The following is an 18,807-nucleotide window of genomic DNA, read 5'->3' as shown; positions in this document are numbered from 1 at the left end:
ATATTGCGGGATTGTTACTGCACAGGCAGGCAAGACCTAAAACGTATGAAGGGAATGGCAGATTGTTTCTGTCATATGCTGCCCTTTGTATGTTTTAGGTCTTTTTGTTTTTCTTCAAAAATAAAAAAGAGAGGGGTTCGCAAATGAATTACGAACGCGTCGCAAAACAACTCATTCCGTTATTAGGCGGGAAGGAGAACATCATCAGCGCCGTCCATTGTGCAACAAGGCTTCGCTTAGTGTTAAAAGATGACACGAAAGCGGATACAAAAGCGATTGAGAACATCGAGGGAGTGAAAGGAGCGTTTTCTAGTTCCGGGCAATATCAAATTATTTTTGGTACCGGCGTTGTCAATAAAGTATACGACTCGTTTGTACAAGAAGCAGGATTGCAACATGTAAGCGCGGATGTTCATCAAGAAGCGGTCAAGCAAAAAATGAATCCATTAGCCCGCTTGGCGAAAACGTTATCAAACATTTTCGTTCCGATTATTCCGGCGATTGTCGCCAGCGGTTTACTCATGGGACTATTAGGAATGATGAAAGCGTTCAAATGGGTTGCGCCTGACAGCCCATTGTATGTGTTGCTCGATATGTTTTCCAGTGCAGCTTTTATCATTTTGCCGATTTTAATTGGCTTTAGTGCCGCAAAAGAGTTTGGCGGCACCCCGTTTTTAGGGGCGGTCATCGGTGGGATTATGACCCATCCGGCGCTGTTGAACCCATGGGGATTAGCGGAAGCAAAACCGAACTATATGCATTTTCTCGGTTTTGATATTGCCATGGTTGGCTATCAAGGGACAGTCGTTCCGATTTTGCTTGCTACTTATGTCATGTGTAAAATCGAGCGCGGGTTGCGGAAAGTCGTACCTCACGCGGTCAGCTTGCTTGTCGTTCCATTTGTGACGGTCATTTCCACCGGATTTATTACCATTTTAGCCATCGGTCCGTTAGGCAACTTGCTTGGTGATGGAATTACGACGGTGCTCAACTTTATTTACCATTACGGCGGGGCGCTGGCGGGGCTGATTTTTGGCGGCTTGTATTCGATGATTGTCATTACCGGCGTGCATCATAGCTTCCATGCGATCGAAGCCAATTTATTGGCGAAACTTGGCGTCAACTATTTATTGCCGATTTGGTCGATGGCCAACGTCGCACAGGGCGGGGCCGGACTGGCCGTATTTGTGAAAGCGAAGCTCGTAAAAACAAAAGAGGTGGCTCTTCCATCCGCATTGTCAGCCTTCCTCGGAATTACTGAGCCGGTGATTTTCGGGGTGAACTTAAAGTACCGCAAGCCGTTTATTGCTGCGGCCATTGGAGGCGCGCTCGGAGGGGCATATGTCGTATTCACAAACGTCGTTGCGAACGCCTACGGGTTAACGGGCATTCCGATGATTGCGATCGTGGCGCCAGAAGGAATGCAAAACCTCATCAACTATTTAATTGGATTTGCGATTGCGGTCGGATCGGCGTTTATTGCCACGTTATTGCTTGGATTTCGCGAGGAAGAATAAACAAGGCGCCGGATAATACGAGGGGGAGCGAATATGAAGTCAGAAACAGAACGGGAGAAGATCGAACAGGCGTATAGGGAAATCGAAAAATATCGCGATAAAGTAGAAAAAGATTACTATCGTCTTCAGTATCATTTAATGCCCCCGGTCGGGCTGATGAACGACCCGAACGGATTGATTCATTGGAATGGAGTGTATCATGTGTTTTATCAATGGATGCCATTTCATACTGGGCATGGCGCAAAATTTTGGGGGCATTATACATCGTGTGACCTCATTCATTGGAAACAAGAGAAAATCGCACTGGCCCCAAGCGAATGGTATGACAAAGATGGGTGCTACTCCGGCAGCGCCATTGACCATGATGGTGTTTTAACGTTGTTTTACACGGGAAATGTGAAGGATGAACATGGCAACCGCCAGACGTACCAATGTATGGCTGTGTCAAAAAACGGCATTGATTTTGAGAAAAAAGGGGTTGTTGTGACGCTTCCGGACGGCTATACGGCGCATTTCCGCGACCCGAAAGTTTGGAAAAAAGGCGATAAGTGGTATATGATTGTCGGCGCGCAAAGCGAGAGTCTCGATGGCAAAGCGGTGTTATTCCGTTCGCAAAACCTCCGTGACTGGGAACATCTCGGGCCTATAACAGGCGGAAATTCGCGGCAGCTAGGGAAGTTCGGCTACATGTGGGAATGCCCAGACCTGTTTGAATTAGATGGGCAAGAAGTGCTGATTGTCTGCCCTCAAGGGCTGGAAGCGGAAGCCATGCGCTATCAAAACGTGCATCAGTCCGGTTATTTTGTCGGCCGTCTTGATTACGAAACGGCCCAATTTCTTCACGGGCCGTTTGCCGAATTAGACCGCGGCTTTGAATTTTACGCTCCACAGACGATGCTGGATGCAAAAGGACGGCGCATTTTAATCGCTTGGATGGGAGTTCCTGATCAGGATGAAGATAAGCATCCAACCATTGCACATCGCTGGGTTCATGCGCTAACATTGCCGCGTGAGTTGAAACTGAAAGATGGCAAGTTATATCAAACACCGGTTGAAGAGCTGCAAATGTTGCGCAAGGATAAAATTGCATATTCGAATGTCACGATCGCGAACGAAGAAATGATATTAGAAGGAATCAGCGGGGATGTTATCGAGCTTAATCTAGAGAATATTTGTCTATCAGGGGGCATAATGGAAATTGCTATTCGCAATACGGCACGCATTATTTATCATAGCGATGAACGCATGTTGACATTGGAGCGCAAAAGTTTCGCCAACGGGCTGACGGAAAAAAGACAATGCCGTTTGGAACGTTTGCACTCGCTGCATATGTTTTTAGACACGTCCTCGATGGAGGTATTTGTGAATAAAGGGGAAGAAGTATTTACCGCACGGTTTTTCCCGTATAAACATAATCAAACGATTTCATTTGCCGCAAATGGACACCTTGTTTTCGACATCCAAAAATGGAGTTTGTAGCGCCGCAATGACGATAGGTTGCGGCGTTATTTTTTTTGCTAAAATAAAAGAAATAATGATGGCAATGGGGGATGGGTATGAAATGGCAAACAACCGAGCAATTGAAACAACTGCTTTGTCGCTTAGTCCAATATCCAAGCATCAGCGGGACAGAAGCGGAAGTGCGGCTGGCGCAATATATAGCGGACCAACTGCTCACCCTTGATTATTTCCGGGGAATTAATGAACTTGTCCAATTGCACCCGACTGGGGACGGACGCTATTTTGTAACAGCGCTTGTAAAAAAAGCGGAACAAGTGCGCGACACCGTCATTCTTCTCAGCCACTTTGATGTCGTCGATGTGCAAGATTACGGAGCATGGAAGGATGCCGCCTTTTCGCCAGAGGAGCTGACGAAGCGGTTTTACGAACAGAAACCGCAGCTTCCTGCGGACGTGCAGGCGGACATGGAAGCAGGAGAATGGCTGTTTGGCCGCGGCGTGATGGATATGAAGTGCGGTCTTGCTCTTCATATGGCGCTGATCGAGCAAGCGTGCCACGGAAAGTTTGATGGAAATTTACTGCTCCTTACCGTTCCCGATGAGGAAGTGAATTCGGTCGGAATGCGCGCGGCGGTGCCGGTGCTTATGGAGATGGCAGAAACATATGGCCTAACGTATCGGCTTGTCTTGAATTCAGAGCCAATGTTTACGCGCTATCCGGGCGACAAAACGAATTATATTTATACCGGTTCGATTGGAAAAGTGCTGCCGGGCTTTTATTGTTACGGGAAAGAAACACATGTCGGCGAGCCGCTTGCCGGGTTGAACGCGAATTTTATGGTGTCGCAAATCGCGGCGGAGCTGGAGTTAAACACCGATTTTTGCGAAGTGTTTAGCGGGGAAGTCAGCCCGCCGCCGACGAATTTGTGGCAAACCGATTTGAAAGAGGATTACTCCGTACAAATACCGCATCGCGCCGTGACATTATTTAATTTGTTTTTGCAGCAAAAATCGCTCGATGACGTGACGAGCTCGCTTGTGGAAGTGGCTAAGCGCGCGGCGAAACGAATCGAAGAACGGTACCACGTTCAGGCATCCCGCTTCGCCAAGCTGGAACAATCGTCGCCAACATCGCTTGCTGTCCATGTATGGACGTTTGCCGAGCTAAGAAAAAAAGCGGTAGAGATGTTTGGAAAGATAAAAGTGGAGGAGCTGGAAGCCAACATTTTGGCGAAGAATACGAACAAAGACGAACGCGAGAAGACGATCGCGCTCGTCGATCAGCTGGCGATGCTTTGCAAAGCTTTCGCGCCGATGATCGTCCTGTTTTACGCGCCGCCATATTATCCTGCCGTCAATTCCAGCGCCGATCCGCTTATCGGGCAGCTTGTTGCCAAGCTAAAAACGTATGCGCAAGAAACACATGGAGTTTCGCTCGTGCAGCAGCATTATTTCGGCGGCATCTCCGACTTAAGCTACGTCGGTCTGCAGCAGTCGCCTGCTTCCTTGCGAGGGCTTACCGACAATATGCCGCTCTGGAACCGCGGCTATGATTTGCCGCTTGACGCGCTGGCGAAATTTCAAGTTCCGGTGCTCAATGTCGGTCCAGTCGGGCGTGACGCCCACCAATGGACAGAACGCCTCAATGTTCCGTTTGCGTTTACGACGGTGAAAGCGTGGTTGGAGTATACAATTAAAGAAGTATTTGCAAGATAATCTGGCATAACTAGGGGATAAGTCAATGGCTTATCCTCTTTTTATTATATCTTTACTTAAGATTATATCGTATATTAAGATATATTTAAAGGAGGAGCGATAAAGATGCAGATTGACGACATGATCGAAATGATTAACGAGCAATGGACCGATATTTATTACTTGCTGCACTATACAAACAAGGACAATCTTACACATCAAGCCATTCGCTTATTGCAGTATATTGAAAAAAACGGAGAGGCGACAATTGGAGATTTAGCAGAACATTTGGCAGTATCTCATAACACGGCTTCCGAACATACAAAGCGGTTGATAAAAAAAGGATTGGTTAGTAAAAAAAGAGGCAGTCTTGATGAGAGAAAAGTATTTGTTGTGTTAACGGAGGAAGGAAGGCACATCTTATATCGGCATACCCGATTAGACAAAGAAAAATTAAAAAAAGTTCTGGTACAAATGGATCCATGCGATGCCGAACTGATTCGAAAAGCGTTTGCGATTCTCAGTGAAGGAGCAAAAAAATGTTTGCGTTAGTTAAAGTAATCGTTTCCGCTGTTTTGATTAGTATTATCACAGAAGTAGCAAAAATATATCCGAAGTTCGGGGGAATAATCGCGGCATTGCCGCTAGTCAGTTTATTAAGTTTATGTTGGTTGTATTTCCAAGGGGAGGAAACACAACATTTAAGTAAATTTTTATTTGGCGTATTATGGGGATTTCCGGCAACCACTTTTTTGCTGCTAGTCACAGCCTTATGTTTAAGGGCTTCTTTTCCCCTGATCGTATCTATTGCCCTTGGCATCGGCGCCTGGGGAATGTCTTTGCTCATGCAGAACATCATATCCAAACATCTATAAATCAAAAACTGCCCATATTTCCATGATAAAACTAAACACCATCTTTATTGAATAAACAGCTAAAACCCCCTATAATGAGGTAAGAAAGTGTCTTTACACTTGTAATAATAGGGGGATTGACATGAATCAAAAGGCAATTTCGCAGCGGAAGCTGTTAGGAGTGGCCGGACTTGGCTGGCTGTTTGACGCGATGGATGTCGGCATGTTGTCGTTTATTATGGCGGCGTTGCAAAAAGATTGGGGGTTGACGGTGGAACAAATGGGCTGGATTGGCAGCGTCAACTCGATCGGAATGGCGGTCGGCGCGCTTTTATTTGGCTTGTTAGCCGATCGGATCGGCAGAAAAAATGTATTCATTTTGACGCTTTTATTGTTTTCCGTCGGCAGCGGGCTATCTGCTTTGACGACGACATTGGCGGCGTTTTTAGTGCTGCGCTTTCTCATCGGCATGGGCTTGGGCGGCGAATTGCCGGTCGCATCGACGCTTGTCGCAGAAAGTGTCCCAGCGAAAGACAGGGGACGTGTCGTTGTCCTGCTCGAAAGCTTTTGGGCGGGAGGCTGGCTTGTCTCGGCTTTCATTTCGTACTTTGTCATTCCGAAATACGGATGGCAAATGGCGTTGCTGCTTGCGACCGTCCCAACGCTGTACGCGCTCTATTTGCGCTGGGGTTTGCCGGATTCGCCGCGGTTTGCGGGCGTGCGGAAAGAAGAAACGGTATGGGACAATATCGTGAAAGTTTGGTCGACTCCTTATCGTAAAGAAACGATCATGCTGTGGGTGCTTTGGTTTTGCGTCGTCTTCTCGTATTACGGCATGTTTTTATGGCTGCCAAGCGTGATCGTGATGAAAGGGTTCAGTCTCATTAAAAGTTTCGAATATGTCTTGATTATGACGCTGGCGCAGTTGCCGGGCTACTTCAGCGCCGCATGGCTCATTGAACGAGCGGGTCGGAAATTTGTGCTCGTCACGTACTTAATCGGCACCGCCGTCAGCGCGTACTTCTTTGGAAACGCCGACTCCCTTGCACAGCTGATGACTTCGGGCATTTTGCTTTCCTTTTTCAACCTTGGCGCTTGGGGGGCGTTATATGCCTATACGCCGGAGCAGTATCCGACGTCCATTCGCGGCACAGGAGCAGGGATGGCCGCATCGTTTGGCCGTCTTGGCGGCATTTTAGGTCCGATTTTTGTCGGCTATCTTGTCGCCCAGCATACCGCGATCACCACCATTTTCGCGGTGTTTTGCCTGTCAGTGTTTATTGGCGTAATCGCCGTCTGGGTGCTAGGCAAAGAGACGAAGCAGCAAGAGCTGGCATAACAGTTGACAAAAAAGGGAAGGAGCTATACCTTTAAGGATAATTGCTCCTTCTTTTTTGTGTGGAGAAAAAGAGAGGCGGTGAACAGGCTTGCGTCCCCTTGTATCGGTTGTCGTTCCTACCTATAATCGTCCGCACCCGCTCGCGGAGCTATTAGAGTCATTAAGCAGGCAAACGTATCGGCATTTTGAAGTCGTCCTTATCAATGACGACGGCGAGCGCGTCGACGACATTGTCGCGCTATACCCGGAACTCGATGTCCATCTCATTCATTGTCGCGACAATATCGGACATGTCGAGGCGAGAAATATCGGCGTGAAAGCGGCAAACGGGGAGTTTGTCATGCTTTGCGATGACGATGATTTACTGCTTCCGTCTCATATGGAGCGGATGGTGACAGAAATCGCGGATGCCGATTTTGTCTATTCTGATGTGGAAATTTTCCATTATCGAGTCGAAAACAATCAGCGCATCCCGACGGCCCGCTTTTTATTCGCTTATGAATATGACCGGGAAGCGATGCGGAAATTTTCGACTTATGTGCCGTCGGGGAGTTTGTACCGAAAAGCGATTCATGACTGTCTCGGCTACTTCGATCCGTATGTTCACCATTATTGGGACTGGGACTTTTTTTTACGCGTGTCCGCGGCGTGTCGCGTCAAACGTGTCGCGGTGGCGAGCGTATTGTACGCTTTTGCGGACAACGGCGACAACTTGTCGCGACAGATGAATGACAAGCGGCGCATGTACTTAAACCGGTTAAGTGAAAAGCATGGGCTTGGCGACTTGCCGATGAAAAACTTTTGGCTGCTCCTTGAAGAGCCGGAGGTGAAAAAGCGGCGCTCCAACAGCGAAGTGATATGGGACGGGTCTCCGATCGTATCTAGGCTGGCCGAGCTGCAAAATCGCGTGTAAAAAATGCGGCGGGCCATTGACGAGCGTTTTGCGATTTTGCTATTATAATTAGCAAAATGGATATATGGTAACGATGATGGACCAATAGTAGTTAACCCTCTCTTCGCTAGCGAGCCGGGGATGGTGGAAGCCCGGTGAAGATGGTTAATGAAACGGCAGTCCGGAGTTGCTCGTTCAAAAAGTGGATGCGAGACGATCGCATCAACTAGGGTGGAACCGCGGGAGTCACGCTCTCGTCCCTAGGCATCAGGCCTAGTGGCGAGGGCGTTTTGTTTTCGAAAAAAAGCAATGTGGAGGAGGAAGCGAAGATGGCAGCAACAATGGAAGAAATCGTAGCCCACGCCAAACATCGCGGCTTTGTCTTTCCTGGTTCAGAAATTTACGGCGGTTTGGCGAACACATGGGATTACGGCCCGTTAGGAACGGAATTAAAAAATAACATTAAGCGGGCATGGTGGAAAAAATTTGTCCAGGAATCCCCGTATAACGTCGGCTTGGATGCGGCGATTTTAATGAACCCGAAAACGTGGGAAGCGTCCGGCCATTTAGGCAACTTCAACGATCCAATGGTCGACTGCAAACAGTGCAAAGCGCGCCACCGCGCCGACAAGCTGATTGAAAATGCGCTAAAAGAAAAAGGAATCGAAATCGTGGTCGACGGACTTCCGTTTGAGAAAATGGAAGAGCTTATTCGAGAGCATCACATCGTGTGCCCGGAATGCGGCAGCCATGATTTCACGAACGTGCGCCAATTTAACTTAATGTTTAAAACATATCAAGGCGTCACCGAATCGAGTGCCAATGAGATTTATTTGCGTCCGGAAACGGCGCAAGGCATTTTCGTCAACTTTAAAAACGTGCAGCGCACAATGAGAAAGAAGCTGCCGTTTGGCATCGCGCAAATCGGCAAAAGCTTCCGCAATGAAATTACGCCAGGCAACTTTACGTTCCGCACCCGCGAATTTGAACAAATGGAGCTTGAGTTTTTCTGCAAGCCTGGCGAAGAGTTGCAATGGTTTAATTACTGGAAACAGTTTTGCAAACAATGGCTGTTGTCATTAGGGATGAAAGAGGAAAATATCCGCCTCCGCGACCATACGAAGGAAGAGCTGTCGCACTACAGCAACGCGACGACGGATATCGAGTACAAATTCCCGTTCGGCTGGGGCGAGCTGTGGGGCATCGCGTCGCGAACCGATTACGATTTGAAACGGCATATGGAATATTCCGGCGAAGATTTCCATTATCTCGATCAGGAAACGAATGAACGGTACGTCCCTTACTGCATTGAGCCGTCTCTTGGCGCGGACCGCGTCACGCTCGCGTTTATGATTGACGCCTATGACGAAGAGGAGCTCGAAGACGGCACGACACGGACGGTGATGCATTTGCATCCGGCGCTTGCCCCTTATAAAGCAGCCGTCTTCCCGCTGTCGAAAAAGCTATCGGAAGGCGCGCGCCGCATTTATGAAGACCTGTCGAAATATTTCATGGTGGATTATGACGAGTCCGGTTCGATCGGCAAACGCTACCGCCGTCAAGATGAAATCGGCACCCCGTTCTGCATCACGTACGACTTTGATTCCGAACAGGACGGCATGGTGACGGTGCGCGACCGCGACACGATGGAGCAAGTGCGCATTCCGATTGCGGAGCTAAAAAGCTTTTTGGAAGAAAAGATACAATTTTAAAGGAAAGAAAAAACCAGCGCTTTTCTGCATGCGCTGGTTTTTTAAATCTTTATGTTAAGAGGATATGTTTAATGTTTTTTATATAAAATTAGCATAAATACAGACGCAACTATACCTACATATAGTGGTAAACCCCATAATATCTCTGATTCTGAGACCCGCGATGGCAAGCAGCGGGATTGCCCGAATAACGGGAGTGTTTCATGGATGGAGAACTTAGTAAACAAGTTAGATAACCATTCGGCTAATCCAGATGTGGACATCATCTCCATAATCCCTGCATAAAAAGGGCACTGTAAAATAATTTGACTGGCACTACTAGAAGATTTGATTATAAAACCTCTTCCAAGCTCTCTGACATTTGTAAAATGAACCGTCTCTGGAATTTTGAACTTTTCAAGCTTATCTTTGCCTGAGGAGAAATATTGTATCCATCCTTATAGAACAACGAAAGCGTAAAATGGATTCGTCTCTCATTTCATCAGGCATATTTTTGATAACGCTTTCAAAACTGCTGATTAATAACATATTCAGCTTCACTGGACGCCGCATTTTCTCCTAAAACGTTTGATCAGAAGTTTCGTTTTTATCTTCAAATACCATAAATGTTGTTTGGGATAGACAGAAGCCATTTCTTGTAATCGTTTAGGAATGGTTTTATTTCTAAATAATATCTGTCATGATTTATTTGTCATGGACATCTCAATCAGTTTATTTTTTAAGATTTTTCCCCCAGGATTTCGAGGGAGTTCTTCAATGAATTCTACTTGTTTTGGGACTTTAAATTCAGAAAGGTATTTGCGTGCAAAAGCAATCACTTCTTCTTCAGTTAGTTCCTCGCCTGGCTTTTTCACGATATAGGCTTTTACTTCTTCTCCAAACAAGGGATCTTTAACTCCTACCACTGCGGCCTCAAGAATTTTTGGATGAGCATATAAAATATTTTCAATCTCGACTGAATATATCTTCTCACCGCCGCGATTAATCACATCTTTTTTCCGATCCATAATATAAACAAAGCCATCTTGATCAATATAAGCAATATCACCAGATTTCCAATAGCCGTCTTCGCTAAAAGAAGTGAGGTTAGCCTCTTTATTATTCCAGTATTCCTTAATCACCATTGGTCCTTTAATATACAATTCGCCGATTTCAGCTGGGCCGCAATCAGCACCATGGTCATTGACTATTTTTAAGTCAGCCACTGGAACAGGTAATCCCACAGAACTTGTTTTTTCAACAGGATAATTCTTAGGCATTATAGTGGTCGGCGAAGTTGTCTCAGTAGCGCCATAGGCGTTATGCATGGAAGCGTTTGGAAAATAGGTTTTTAATTGTTTGATGGTTTCCTTGGACATAGGGGCGCCGCCATACGCAACTATTTGTACAAAATCATAAGAAAAAGATTTAAATAATGGATGAGACATCATCATGATATAGATTGTCGGCACATTAAATAAAAAAGTAATCTTTTCAGCATTTATTAATCGAATAAATGGTTCCGTTCGATAACGATCCATTAAGACTGCTGTCCCACCTACTAAAATTACATGGAGAAGCTGGCCAATAAGGCCTGTAACATGAAATAGCGGAACAGCAATTAAGGTGCGCACATGATGATCTGTATTTAAAACATATTTGTAGCTCAGACAGCTGTGGATGGCGTTAATATGGCTGCCGACAGCTCCTTTTGGCAGTCCGGTTGTTCCAGAAGTGTACATGATATAAAGCGCTTCTGTTTCTAATGGCGCCGTATATACGGGTTCAGATTCAAGGGGTTCTTTTAGAAGCTCATTTTTAAACGAGTACATATTTTTCAACGGTTGATGATCATCGATTAAATAGCAGTATGGAATAAATTTGCTGTTGATCAACCAGTCTTCTAATGGTTTAACAAGTCTGCTATCCGTTATCAGAATCTTTGCCCCAGAGTTTGTAATCATATATATCAGTTCGTTCGCTGTAAGCTTTGTGTTAAGCGGCACAAAAACAGCGCCAATTTTAGCACATGCTAGCACAGTTAAAACAAATTCTATTTCATTTCCGAGCAATAGCGCGATTCTATCCCCTTTTTTTACTTGCTTCTGAATTAAGTTATCAGCCACTATATCTACTTGTTTTTTTAACTCCGTATAATTTAAGCGTACATCGTCTTTAATAAGCGCTTCTTTTGTCGGAAATTTTTTCGCCGAATCGACCAACATTTCATATACGTTAGATGGTCTTTCAGCGAACATTTTCACACTCCGTCCGTATAATTGCCCTTCGATAATCATAAGATTCCCCCCGTTTCGCAAGCTGCGCTTCATTTATTTAGCAGTCCATCCACCATCTACATACAGAATGTGTCCTGTTATATAATTTGCTGCGTCAGACGCAAGAAAGACAACTGGGCCGGCTACATCTTCAGGTTCGCCAATCCGATTCATCATTGTATTCCTAACAATTTCCTTATATCGTTCTTCATCTTGAAGCCAAGCGCCTGTCATTGGCGTTCTTATATAAGCCGGGGCTATCGCATTAACATTTATGTTGTAAGGAGAAAGTTCGCTTGCCCAGACTTTGGTTAATTGATTAATGCCTCCCTTGCTGGCTGCATAACTCGTTTGAAACGGCATTCCGATTCCGCCAAGTATCGAAGAGATATTAATGATTTTTCCGCTTCTTTGTTTCATCATTTGTTTTGCGGCTGCTTGGCCGACTAAAAATATGCCTTTTAAATTAGTATTTAATACTTGATCCCAATCTTCTTCCTCTACTTCAATAAGTGGCTTTCTAATATTCATTCCGGCATTATTCACCAAGATGTCTAATCGGCCGTGCTGTTCAACTATTTGGTCAATCATATCATTGACTCTTTCTTTATCAGTCACATCTGCTTGTATCCATGAGAATTTCAAACCTTGGTTATTCATATCTTCTGCAACTTTTTGCAAATCGTCAGCATTGCGGCTGGCAATAACAACATTTGCGCCATGAATTCCGAGGGCGCATGCCATTGCTAAACCAATTCCCTTGCTTCCACCTGTAACAAGCGCAACTTTTCCATCTAGCCGAAAGGAAGGGAAACGACTTAAATCCATATTTTTACACCTCCTTTTTTAAAATCAGCTTTCTTCACTTAATTAAATGCAATTTGCATGCCAATAATAATATTTAAAAAATTATTAATATTATTAATAAATATATTTTTGCTCACAATAAAAAAATGATTCCTTAAAGAATCATTGATGAAAAAAGGAATCAGTAAAGCTATATACCTAATCGCTGCATTTTTTTTACTAAAGCGGATTGGCTGATTCCAAGAATCTTTGCTGCTTTTCTTGTTGTTTTATATTCTGAAATCGCTTTTATAATCATTTCTCTCTCTATATCTTGAATGACTTCTTTCATTGTTTTTTGTACAGGCTGGGATTCATAAAAGGATGGATTGGAAAAAGGCAAATGAGAGGAATGGATATAATCTGATTCCGTTGTAATGACGAGCCGTTCAATTAAATTTTGCATTTCTCTAACATTCCCCGGCCACGAATACGCCTTCATCGCAAGCAAGGCATCGTCCGTTAATTGTTTGTTAAGATTATATTTTTTGTTTGCTTTATCTAAAAAATAATTCGCAAGCAGAGGGATGTCTTCTTGGCGTTCACGCAAGGGAGGAATTTTGATCGGAATAATATTTAATCTATAGTAAAGATCCTCGCGAAATTCACCCCGTTGTACCAAAGACTCCAGATCTTTATTAGTTGCGGATATGATACGAACATCAATTTTAATTGTTCGGCGACCGCCGATTCTGGTAACTTCCAATTCTTGCAATACTCTGAGGAGCTTTCCTTGAAGCTGCAGCGGCATTTCCCCAATTTCATCAAGAAATATAGTTCCAGTGTGTGCCTGTTCGAATAAGCCTGGGCGGCCTCTGCTGTCGGCGCCGGTAAAAGCACCTTTTTCATAACCAAATAACTCAGATTCAATCAATTCCTTTGGAATAGCTGCACAATTCACTTTAATAAACGGTTTATCTGATCGATTGCTTAACTTCTGAATAAGATTTGCTATCACTTCTTTCCCAACACCCGATTCTCCCAACAGTAAGACGGTTGAGTTAAATGGCGCGATTTTCTGCGCTAAATTAATGACGTTTAACATTTGGCTGCTATTTGCTATAACTCCCTCATGATGGATAACATCTTCCTTTTTTTGATAAAGCCTTAGTTCCTGTAAATACTTCTCTGCAAGCGCTTTTGTTTGATTTAATTCTTTCTCTAAGTTCTTTAAAGTGGATATATCTCGGAGATTTGTCACAACATAGGAAACATCCCCGTTTTCGTCAAAAACCGGATTGCCTGTAACTAAAAGTTCCTTTCCGTTTGCATTTTGAATGATTGTCACCCTTTTTTTCTCTTTTAAAACTTTTAGGGAAACTGATTCGGATATAATTCCCTCTCTCACAACGTCTTTCAGGTGCCGGCCAATTAATTTATCCTCTGTTATGCCTGTAACTCGGGTGTACGCTTCGTTCATTTTTATCCCATATCCATTCTTGTCTGCGATAAAAATTGGATCATAGCTGGCATTAATGGCTTCCTCATATAGCTTTATTTTCTCTCGCAACTCTTTCAGTTCCGTATTTAGCTTCTGAATATGTTTTTGGAGTTTCTCTGGATCCGTAAGCAAATTTTTAATAATTACCCCTCCCTTTTTTAATAATATTATAAATTGTCTGATTACTTTTTTCATCATTTTCTTAATGTAAAAGTTGGAATACGTATTTAACTTTAATTTGGCATAAAAAATGCATGTAAATTCTTATAAAAAAGTCAAGGAGTGGTCGTATGTATAATTTCAGTCCATCATCTGAGCAAGAAGAAATGATCAAAAAAGCTACAGCATTTATGGAGGAATATGTATATCCAAATGAAAAGCATATGGTTCCGCATCGAGGTTTGCCTTCGGAAATCCTGAAACCGCTTCAACAAAAAGTGAAAGATATGGGCCTCTGGGCGGCTCATATGCCAAAAGAAGCAGGAGGAGCGGGCTTAGGGCTTGTTTCTTTGGCATTGCTCTCTGAAGTGGTTGGACGCAGCCCTATAGGACCTTATATTTTTGGTACAATGGCTCCTGATGCAGGCAATAGCGAAATATTATGGCACGCAGGTACAGAAGAACAAAAACGTAAATATTTATATCCACTTGTCAATGGAGATATTCGCTCCTGCTTTGCAATGACGGAGCCTGAAGTATCTGGATCCGATCCGCGGCTTTTAAAAGCAACCGCAGTACTCGATGGAGATGAATGGGTGATTAATGCACATAAATGGTTTACTACAGGCGCCATCGGTTCAAGTTTTTCCATTGTCATGGCAAAGACTGATCCAGATGCTCCTCCTCATAAACAGTTTAGCTTGTTTATAGTGGATCACGATAACCCTGGGTTTGAAATTGTCCGGGAGATCCCGGTTATTGGCGACCATTTCACAGGAGGCCATTGCGAAGTTCGATATACCAATTGCAGAGTTCCAAAAGAAAATTTATTAGGACCGCGCGGGGAAGGATTTAAATTAGCTCAGTTGAGGCTTGGTACAGGGCGCATTACGCATGCTATGCGCTGGATAGGCATAGCCAAAAGAAGCCTAGATTTAATGATAGGTTATGCATTAAAACGGGAGACACGCGGAAAACGATTAGCCGATTATCAAACAATCCAAAATTTTATTGCGGATTCTACGGTTGAAATTGAAGCTTTCCGTTTAATGACTTTAAAGGCTGCGTGGATGATGGATGCCGGGTACGAGGCAAGAAAAGAAATTTCCGCCATAAAATTTTTTGGCGCCCAAGTTCTCCATAATGTTATTGACAGGGCAATTCAAGTACATGGAGCTCTCGGGGTAACAGGCGATACTCCTCTTGAAGGATTTTACCGTGAAGCAAGAACCGCGAGAATTTATGACGGGCCGGATGAAGTGCATCGCATGGTTGTTGCCCGCTCGATGATCAAAGAGTTTAAGCAAAACATGGAGGGAGATCTTTGTGCCCCAAAATATAAGTAAACGAATTAATTGGAGCCGTGTTGAAGAGTACTTAAGGAAAGAGCTAAATCTGATGGATGAAGTCGGGGAATTGGAGGTCAGACCGTTTACTTCCGGGTACTCAAATTTAACATATTTGGTGCGCATTGGCCAGTGGGAGGGGGTATTAAGAAGACCTCCTTTTGGAGAATTGCCAGCAAAAGCACATGATATGAAACGTGAATATAACCTGTTAAAAAGAATTTATTCTGTATACCCAAAAGCGCCAAAACCTTTATTATATTGTGAAGACCCAAATATAATGGATAGACACTTTTATGTTATGGAATTCAAAAAAGGAGCTGTATTGGATAAGTACCTTCCTGCTAACTGGAACAATCCTCAAATAAAGCAGCAAATTTCTAAAGCTTTTATTCAAGAATTAGTCGATTTGCATAATATTGATGTTTATAAAAATAATTTAGATTCACTGGGAAAACCAGAAGGGTTTTTAAAGCGGCAAGTGAATGGCTGGATTCAACGTTATAGACAATCCAAAACAGATGATTTGCCGTTTGTGGCAAAAGTGGAAAACTGGTTGGTTGACAATATACCGAATTCTACAGATGTGACCATTATTCACAATGACTTTAAATTAAATAATATTATGTTTAATCCTGAAAACCCTAATCAGATTACTGCCGTATTGGACTGGGAAATGTCGACAATCGGAGATCCTCTTTTAGATCTTGCCATCAGCCTTGCTTATTGGACAGAAGAAGGAGATGAAGAAACCGGCTTGACGGCTGTAACTAATCAACCCGGTTTTATGACAAGAAGAGAGTTGGCCATTTTATATACTGAAGCGTCCGGCAGAGACATTTCAAACCTTAATTATTATCTTAGTTTCGCTTTTTACAAAATAGCTGCAGTGCTGCAGCAAATATATTACCGTTATAAATCAGGAGAAGTAGACGATGAAAGATTTGCCAACCTTAATATAGGTATTAAAAATTTAATGTTGCAGGCAGAAAAGGCAACACAAAAAAACAATATTTTATGATTTATTGTCATGATACTAGCGTTACTTCTTTTTTTTTTGCCAAAATAAAGTCCTATGTATGGATTTGAAAACTTCCTACGCCAACGATGAATGGGCGGGCCTTAGTGAATTTGCTGGGGTATTTGGAAAGGAACTTTGTTTGGGGGCTGTTTCTCTGCCATGCGCAACTACCATCTCTGATGCCTGTGAAGGGGACGATGCACTTATAGGTTTGCCCAAAAAACCTATGTTATAATAAACCTAATATAAACAGGCATGGAGGTTTCCGCATTTGTGATTCTGAAAAATGTATATCGTTTTGAACGCGTTCATTTATCGCTTGCCGCGTTTGCCCTCTGTTTCTTTTTTTTGCATCGCGTTGGGTATGAGCAGTTGATGCCGTTTTACGACGGGACGAGCTATGTTTCTATTCATCTAATTTTAGAGTTTATTAGCATTGTTGTTTCCTTTTCCATCGCCATTCAAGGGTGGATGATTTTTCCGCATACGCTGTCGATGCAGCGGTTATGGCTGGCGGCGCTCTTTTTTTCCGTTGGGATATTGGATTGGTTTCATACGCTGACCTATCCGGGCATGCCGCCGTTTTTAACGCAGCCGTCGTTTCATGAGTCGGTTTGGTTTTGGATATTGGCAAGGAGTACCGAGGCGTTAGGGTTGTTGTTTATTTTTTCACGTCCGGATGAAGTGATAGAGCAGCCGAGCGACCACCGGCTCCATGCATTTTTCTTTTCGTTTGTATATACGGTTGCGATGATTGTCGTCGTTTATTTATATTCTTCGATGTTGCCAGCTGTCGTTGTGGAGGGAAAAGGAACAACGCTCTGGAAACACGGGATGGAATATGCGGTATGTTTCATTCACGCCGCGACAATGATTTGGATATTCCGCCGCTATCGGAAGCGGCGGTCGCCAGCGCTGTTATATTTGTTGCTTGCTTTGTTTTTCTTTATCCTTTGCGAATGCCAGCTGGCGATGGATGTCGGCGTTAACGATTTATACGCGCTATGGGCCCATATTTATAAGGCTGTCGGTTTTTTGTATTTCATGAGAGGTATTTACTTAGAAAATATTGAACAGCCATATATTGAGTTGAAGCAGCACGAACAACAGCTTGAAATGATGACCAATGCCCTTGGCGAAGGGGTCATTATGCTAAACCGGGAAGGGCGGATCGTATGGATGAATCCGGAAGCGGAGCGGCTGTTAGGCTGGTCGTTTGCCGAGGCGAGGAATAAGCCGCTGTTTGAATTTATATACCGCGTCGGCTCGACAAGTGACGTGTGGAGCCGCAAAGATCTTATTCGCCTGATTAAGCCGTTAAAAAACGGGGAAGTCATCCGCGTGGATGAAGAGGAATTCTGCCGCAAAGACGGAACGTATTTGCCGGTGAGCTATACGTTGGCGCCGGTGTTGGAAAACGGGACGTTGACGAGCATGGTGGTCGTATTCCGCGATATGACGGAGAAAAAAGAAAAGGAGCGGTTGGAACGCGAGCGGCAGCAGCTTGATTTGGAGCTGTCGCTGGCCGCCAACATGCAGCGATCCCTTCTCCAGGACCTAAAGGAGATGAAACTGCCTTCCTATGTGGATGTCGGGGTATTAAGCGTTCCTGCCCGCATTTTAAGCGGCGACTTTTACCATTTTTCCGCTCACCAGACGTCCTTTTCCGTCGGCATCGCTGACGTGTCGGGAAAAGGGATCCCGGCGGCGATGCTGATGACGTTAATGAAGTTTATTCTTGACCGCACTCTTCATTACGGAACGCAGCCGCATATTTATTTGGATTTATTAAATCGGTTTGTGTATGACTATACGGAGGCGTCCATGTTTGTCACGATGTTTGTTGGAAATTACAATGAAAAGAACCATACATTTTCCTACGCAAGCGCGGGGCATGAGCCAGGCCTTTTATATCGGGCGGAAACGCATGAATGCGTGCCTCTGGCGACAGAAGGATGCGCGCTTGGGCTGTTTCCGCAGTTTGCCTTTGAAACGAAGTCTGTCCGCCTGGAGTCAGGGGATATCATTTTGTTATATACCGATGGGGTGACAGAGCGGCGAGACAGCGAAACAGGGGATGACTTTTCTGTATTGGCCGAGATGATGAAGAAAATCGATACGACAAAATCGGCGCAAGAAATCATTCATGATTTGTATGAACAAGTAAAAGCATATCATCAATACGAGATCAAAGACGATCAGACATTGCTATTGCTTCGCCGCAAATGAGAAAAAGGAGAAAAGGGATCCTTTTCTCTTTTTTTGTGCCG

At 44.2% G+C, this 18,807-nt stretch carries 15 protein-coding genes; 11 read left to right on the top strand and 4 right to left on the bottom strand.

Translation table 11 applies throughout. From position 1 onward, the window contains the following. Positions 1–143 precede the first annotated feature (143 nt). The 8 genes from GCA01S_RS02095 to GCA01S_RS02060 all read left to right on the top strand — a co-directional run bounded on the left by GCA01S_RS02095 (position 144) and on the right by GCA01S_RS02060 (position 9,469). Positions 144–1,517, top strand: coding sequence for a sucrose-specific PTS transporter subunit IIBC (locus tag GCA01S_RS02095; protein WP_017436955.1), 1,374 nt, complete (start codon positions 144–146; stop codon positions 1,515–1,517). Between the two features lie 33 nt (positions 1,518–1,550). Next, positions 1,551–2,996 carry a glycoside hydrolase family 32 protein gene (locus GCA01S_RS02090; protein ID WP_017436954.1) on the top strand — a complete coding sequence of 482 codons (1,446 nt, stop codon included), beginning with the start codon at positions 1,551–1,553 and terminating at the stop codon, positions 2,994–2,996. A 77-nt stretch (positions 2,997–3,073) separates the two neighbouring features. Next, on the top strand, positions 3,074–4,693 hold the full coding sequence (locus GCA01S_RS02085; protein ID WP_042406905.1) for a M20/M25/M40 family metallo-hydrolase: 1,620 nt from the start codon (positions 3,074–3,076) through the stop codon (positions 4,691–4,693). 105 nt (positions 4,694–4,798) lie between these two features. Continuing rightward, positions 4,799–5,224 (top strand): MarR family winged helix-turn-helix transcriptional regulator, encoded by a 426-nt coding sequence (locus GCA01S_RS02080; protein WP_017436952.1) that lies wholly within the window; start codon positions 4,799–4,801, stop codon positions 5,222–5,224. After that, positions 5,212–5,547, top strand: a complete 336-nt coding sequence (locus GCA01S_RS02075) for a DUF3147 family protein (RefSeq protein WP_017436951.1) — start codon at positions 5,212–5,214, stop codon at positions 5,545–5,547. The genes GCA01S_RS02080 and GCA01S_RS02075 overlap by 13 nt, the downstream gene beginning before the upstream one ends. Positions 5,548–5,668: 121 nt before the next feature. Continuing rightward, a complete protein-coding gene (locus tag GCA01S_RS02070; RefSeq protein WP_042406902.1) occupies positions 5,669–6,865 on the top strand; it encodes an MFS transporter in 1,197 nt (398 codons plus the stop codon). A gap of 88 nt (positions 6,866–6,953) precedes the next feature. Continuing rightward, positions 6,954–7,778, top strand: coding sequence for a glycosyltransferase family 2 protein (locus GCA01S_RS02065; RefSeq protein WP_042406898.1), 825 nt, complete (start codon positions 6,954–6,956; stop codon positions 7,776–7,778). Positions 7,779–8,086: 308 nt separating this feature from the next. After that, positions 8,087–9,469, top strand: a complete 1,383-nt coding sequence (locus GCA01S_RS02060; RefSeq protein ID WP_017436948.1) for a glycine--tRNA ligase — start codon at positions 8,087–8,089, stop codon at positions 9,467–9,469. Positions 9,470–9,537: 68 nt separating this feature from the next. Here GCA01S_RS02060 and GCA01S_RS21250 read toward each other — a convergent pair whose 3' ends face one another. The 4 genes from GCA01S_RS21250 to GCA01S_RS02045 all read right to left on the bottom strand — a co-directional run bounded on the left by GCA01S_RS21250 (position 9,538) and on the right by GCA01S_RS02045 (position 14,209). Further along, positions 9,538–9,744 carry a hypothetical protein gene (locus tag GCA01S_RS21250; protein ID WP_332832255.1) on the bottom strand — a complete coding sequence of 69 codons (207 nt, stop codon included), beginning with the start codon at positions 9,742–9,744 and terminating at the stop codon, positions 9,538–9,540. A gap of 402 nt (positions 9,745–10,146) precedes the next feature. Continuing rightward, a complete protein-coding gene (locus GCA01S_RS02055) occupies positions 10,147–11,745 on the bottom strand; it encodes a class I adenylate-forming enzyme family protein (RefSeq protein ID WP_017436947.1) in 1,599 nt (532 codons plus the stop codon). Between the two features lie 33 nt (positions 11,746–11,778). Beyond that, positions 11,779–12,552: an SDR family NAD(P)-dependent oxidoreductase gene (locus GCA01S_RS02050; protein ID WP_017436946.1), complete on the bottom strand. Its 774-nt coding sequence runs from the start codon at positions 12,550–12,552 to the stop codon at positions 11,779–11,781. Between the two features lie 169 nt (positions 12,553–12,721). Further along, the gene (locus GCA01S_RS02045; RefSeq protein ID WP_226911512.1) at positions 12,722–14,209 is read right to left on the bottom strand and encodes a sigma-54 interaction domain-containing protein; all 1,488 of its coding nucleotides are present in this window, start codon (positions 14,207–14,209) and stop codon (positions 12,722–12,724) included. A 92-nt stretch (positions 14,210–14,301) separates the two neighbouring features. Here GCA01S_RS02045 and GCA01S_RS02040 point away from each other — a divergent pair, with 92 nt between their 5' ends. The 3 genes from GCA01S_RS02040 to GCA01S_RS02030 all read left to right on the top strand — a co-directional run bounded on the left by GCA01S_RS02040 (position 14,302) and on the right by GCA01S_RS02030 (position 18,766). After that, complete coding sequence (locus tag GCA01S_RS02040; protein ID WP_017436944.1) at positions 14,302–15,516, top strand: acyl-CoA dehydrogenase family protein; 1,215 nt, start codon at positions 14,302–14,304, stop codon at positions 15,514–15,516. 52 nt (positions 15,517–15,568) lie between these two features. Beyond that, complete coding sequence (locus GCA01S_RS02035; RefSeq protein ID WP_017436943.1) at positions 15,569–16,537, top strand: phosphotransferase family protein; 969 nt, start codon at positions 15,569–15,571, stop codon at positions 16,535–16,537. Positions 16,538–16,810: 273 nt separating this feature from the next. Further along, a complete protein-coding gene (locus tag GCA01S_RS02030) occupies positions 16,811–18,766 on the top strand; it encodes an MASE3 domain-containing protein (RefSeq protein ID WP_042406893.1) in 1,956 nt (651 codons plus the stop codon). Positions 18,767–18,807 lie beyond the last annotated feature (41 nt).

It is taken from the genome of Parageobacillus caldoxylosilyticus NBRC 107762, from assembly GCF_000632715.1.
Lineage (GTDB): Bacteria > Bacillota > Bacilli > Bacillales > Anoxybacillaceae > Saccharococcus > Saccharococcus caldoxylosilyticus.
This window is presented reverse-complemented; position numbering and strand designations above follow the sequence as displayed.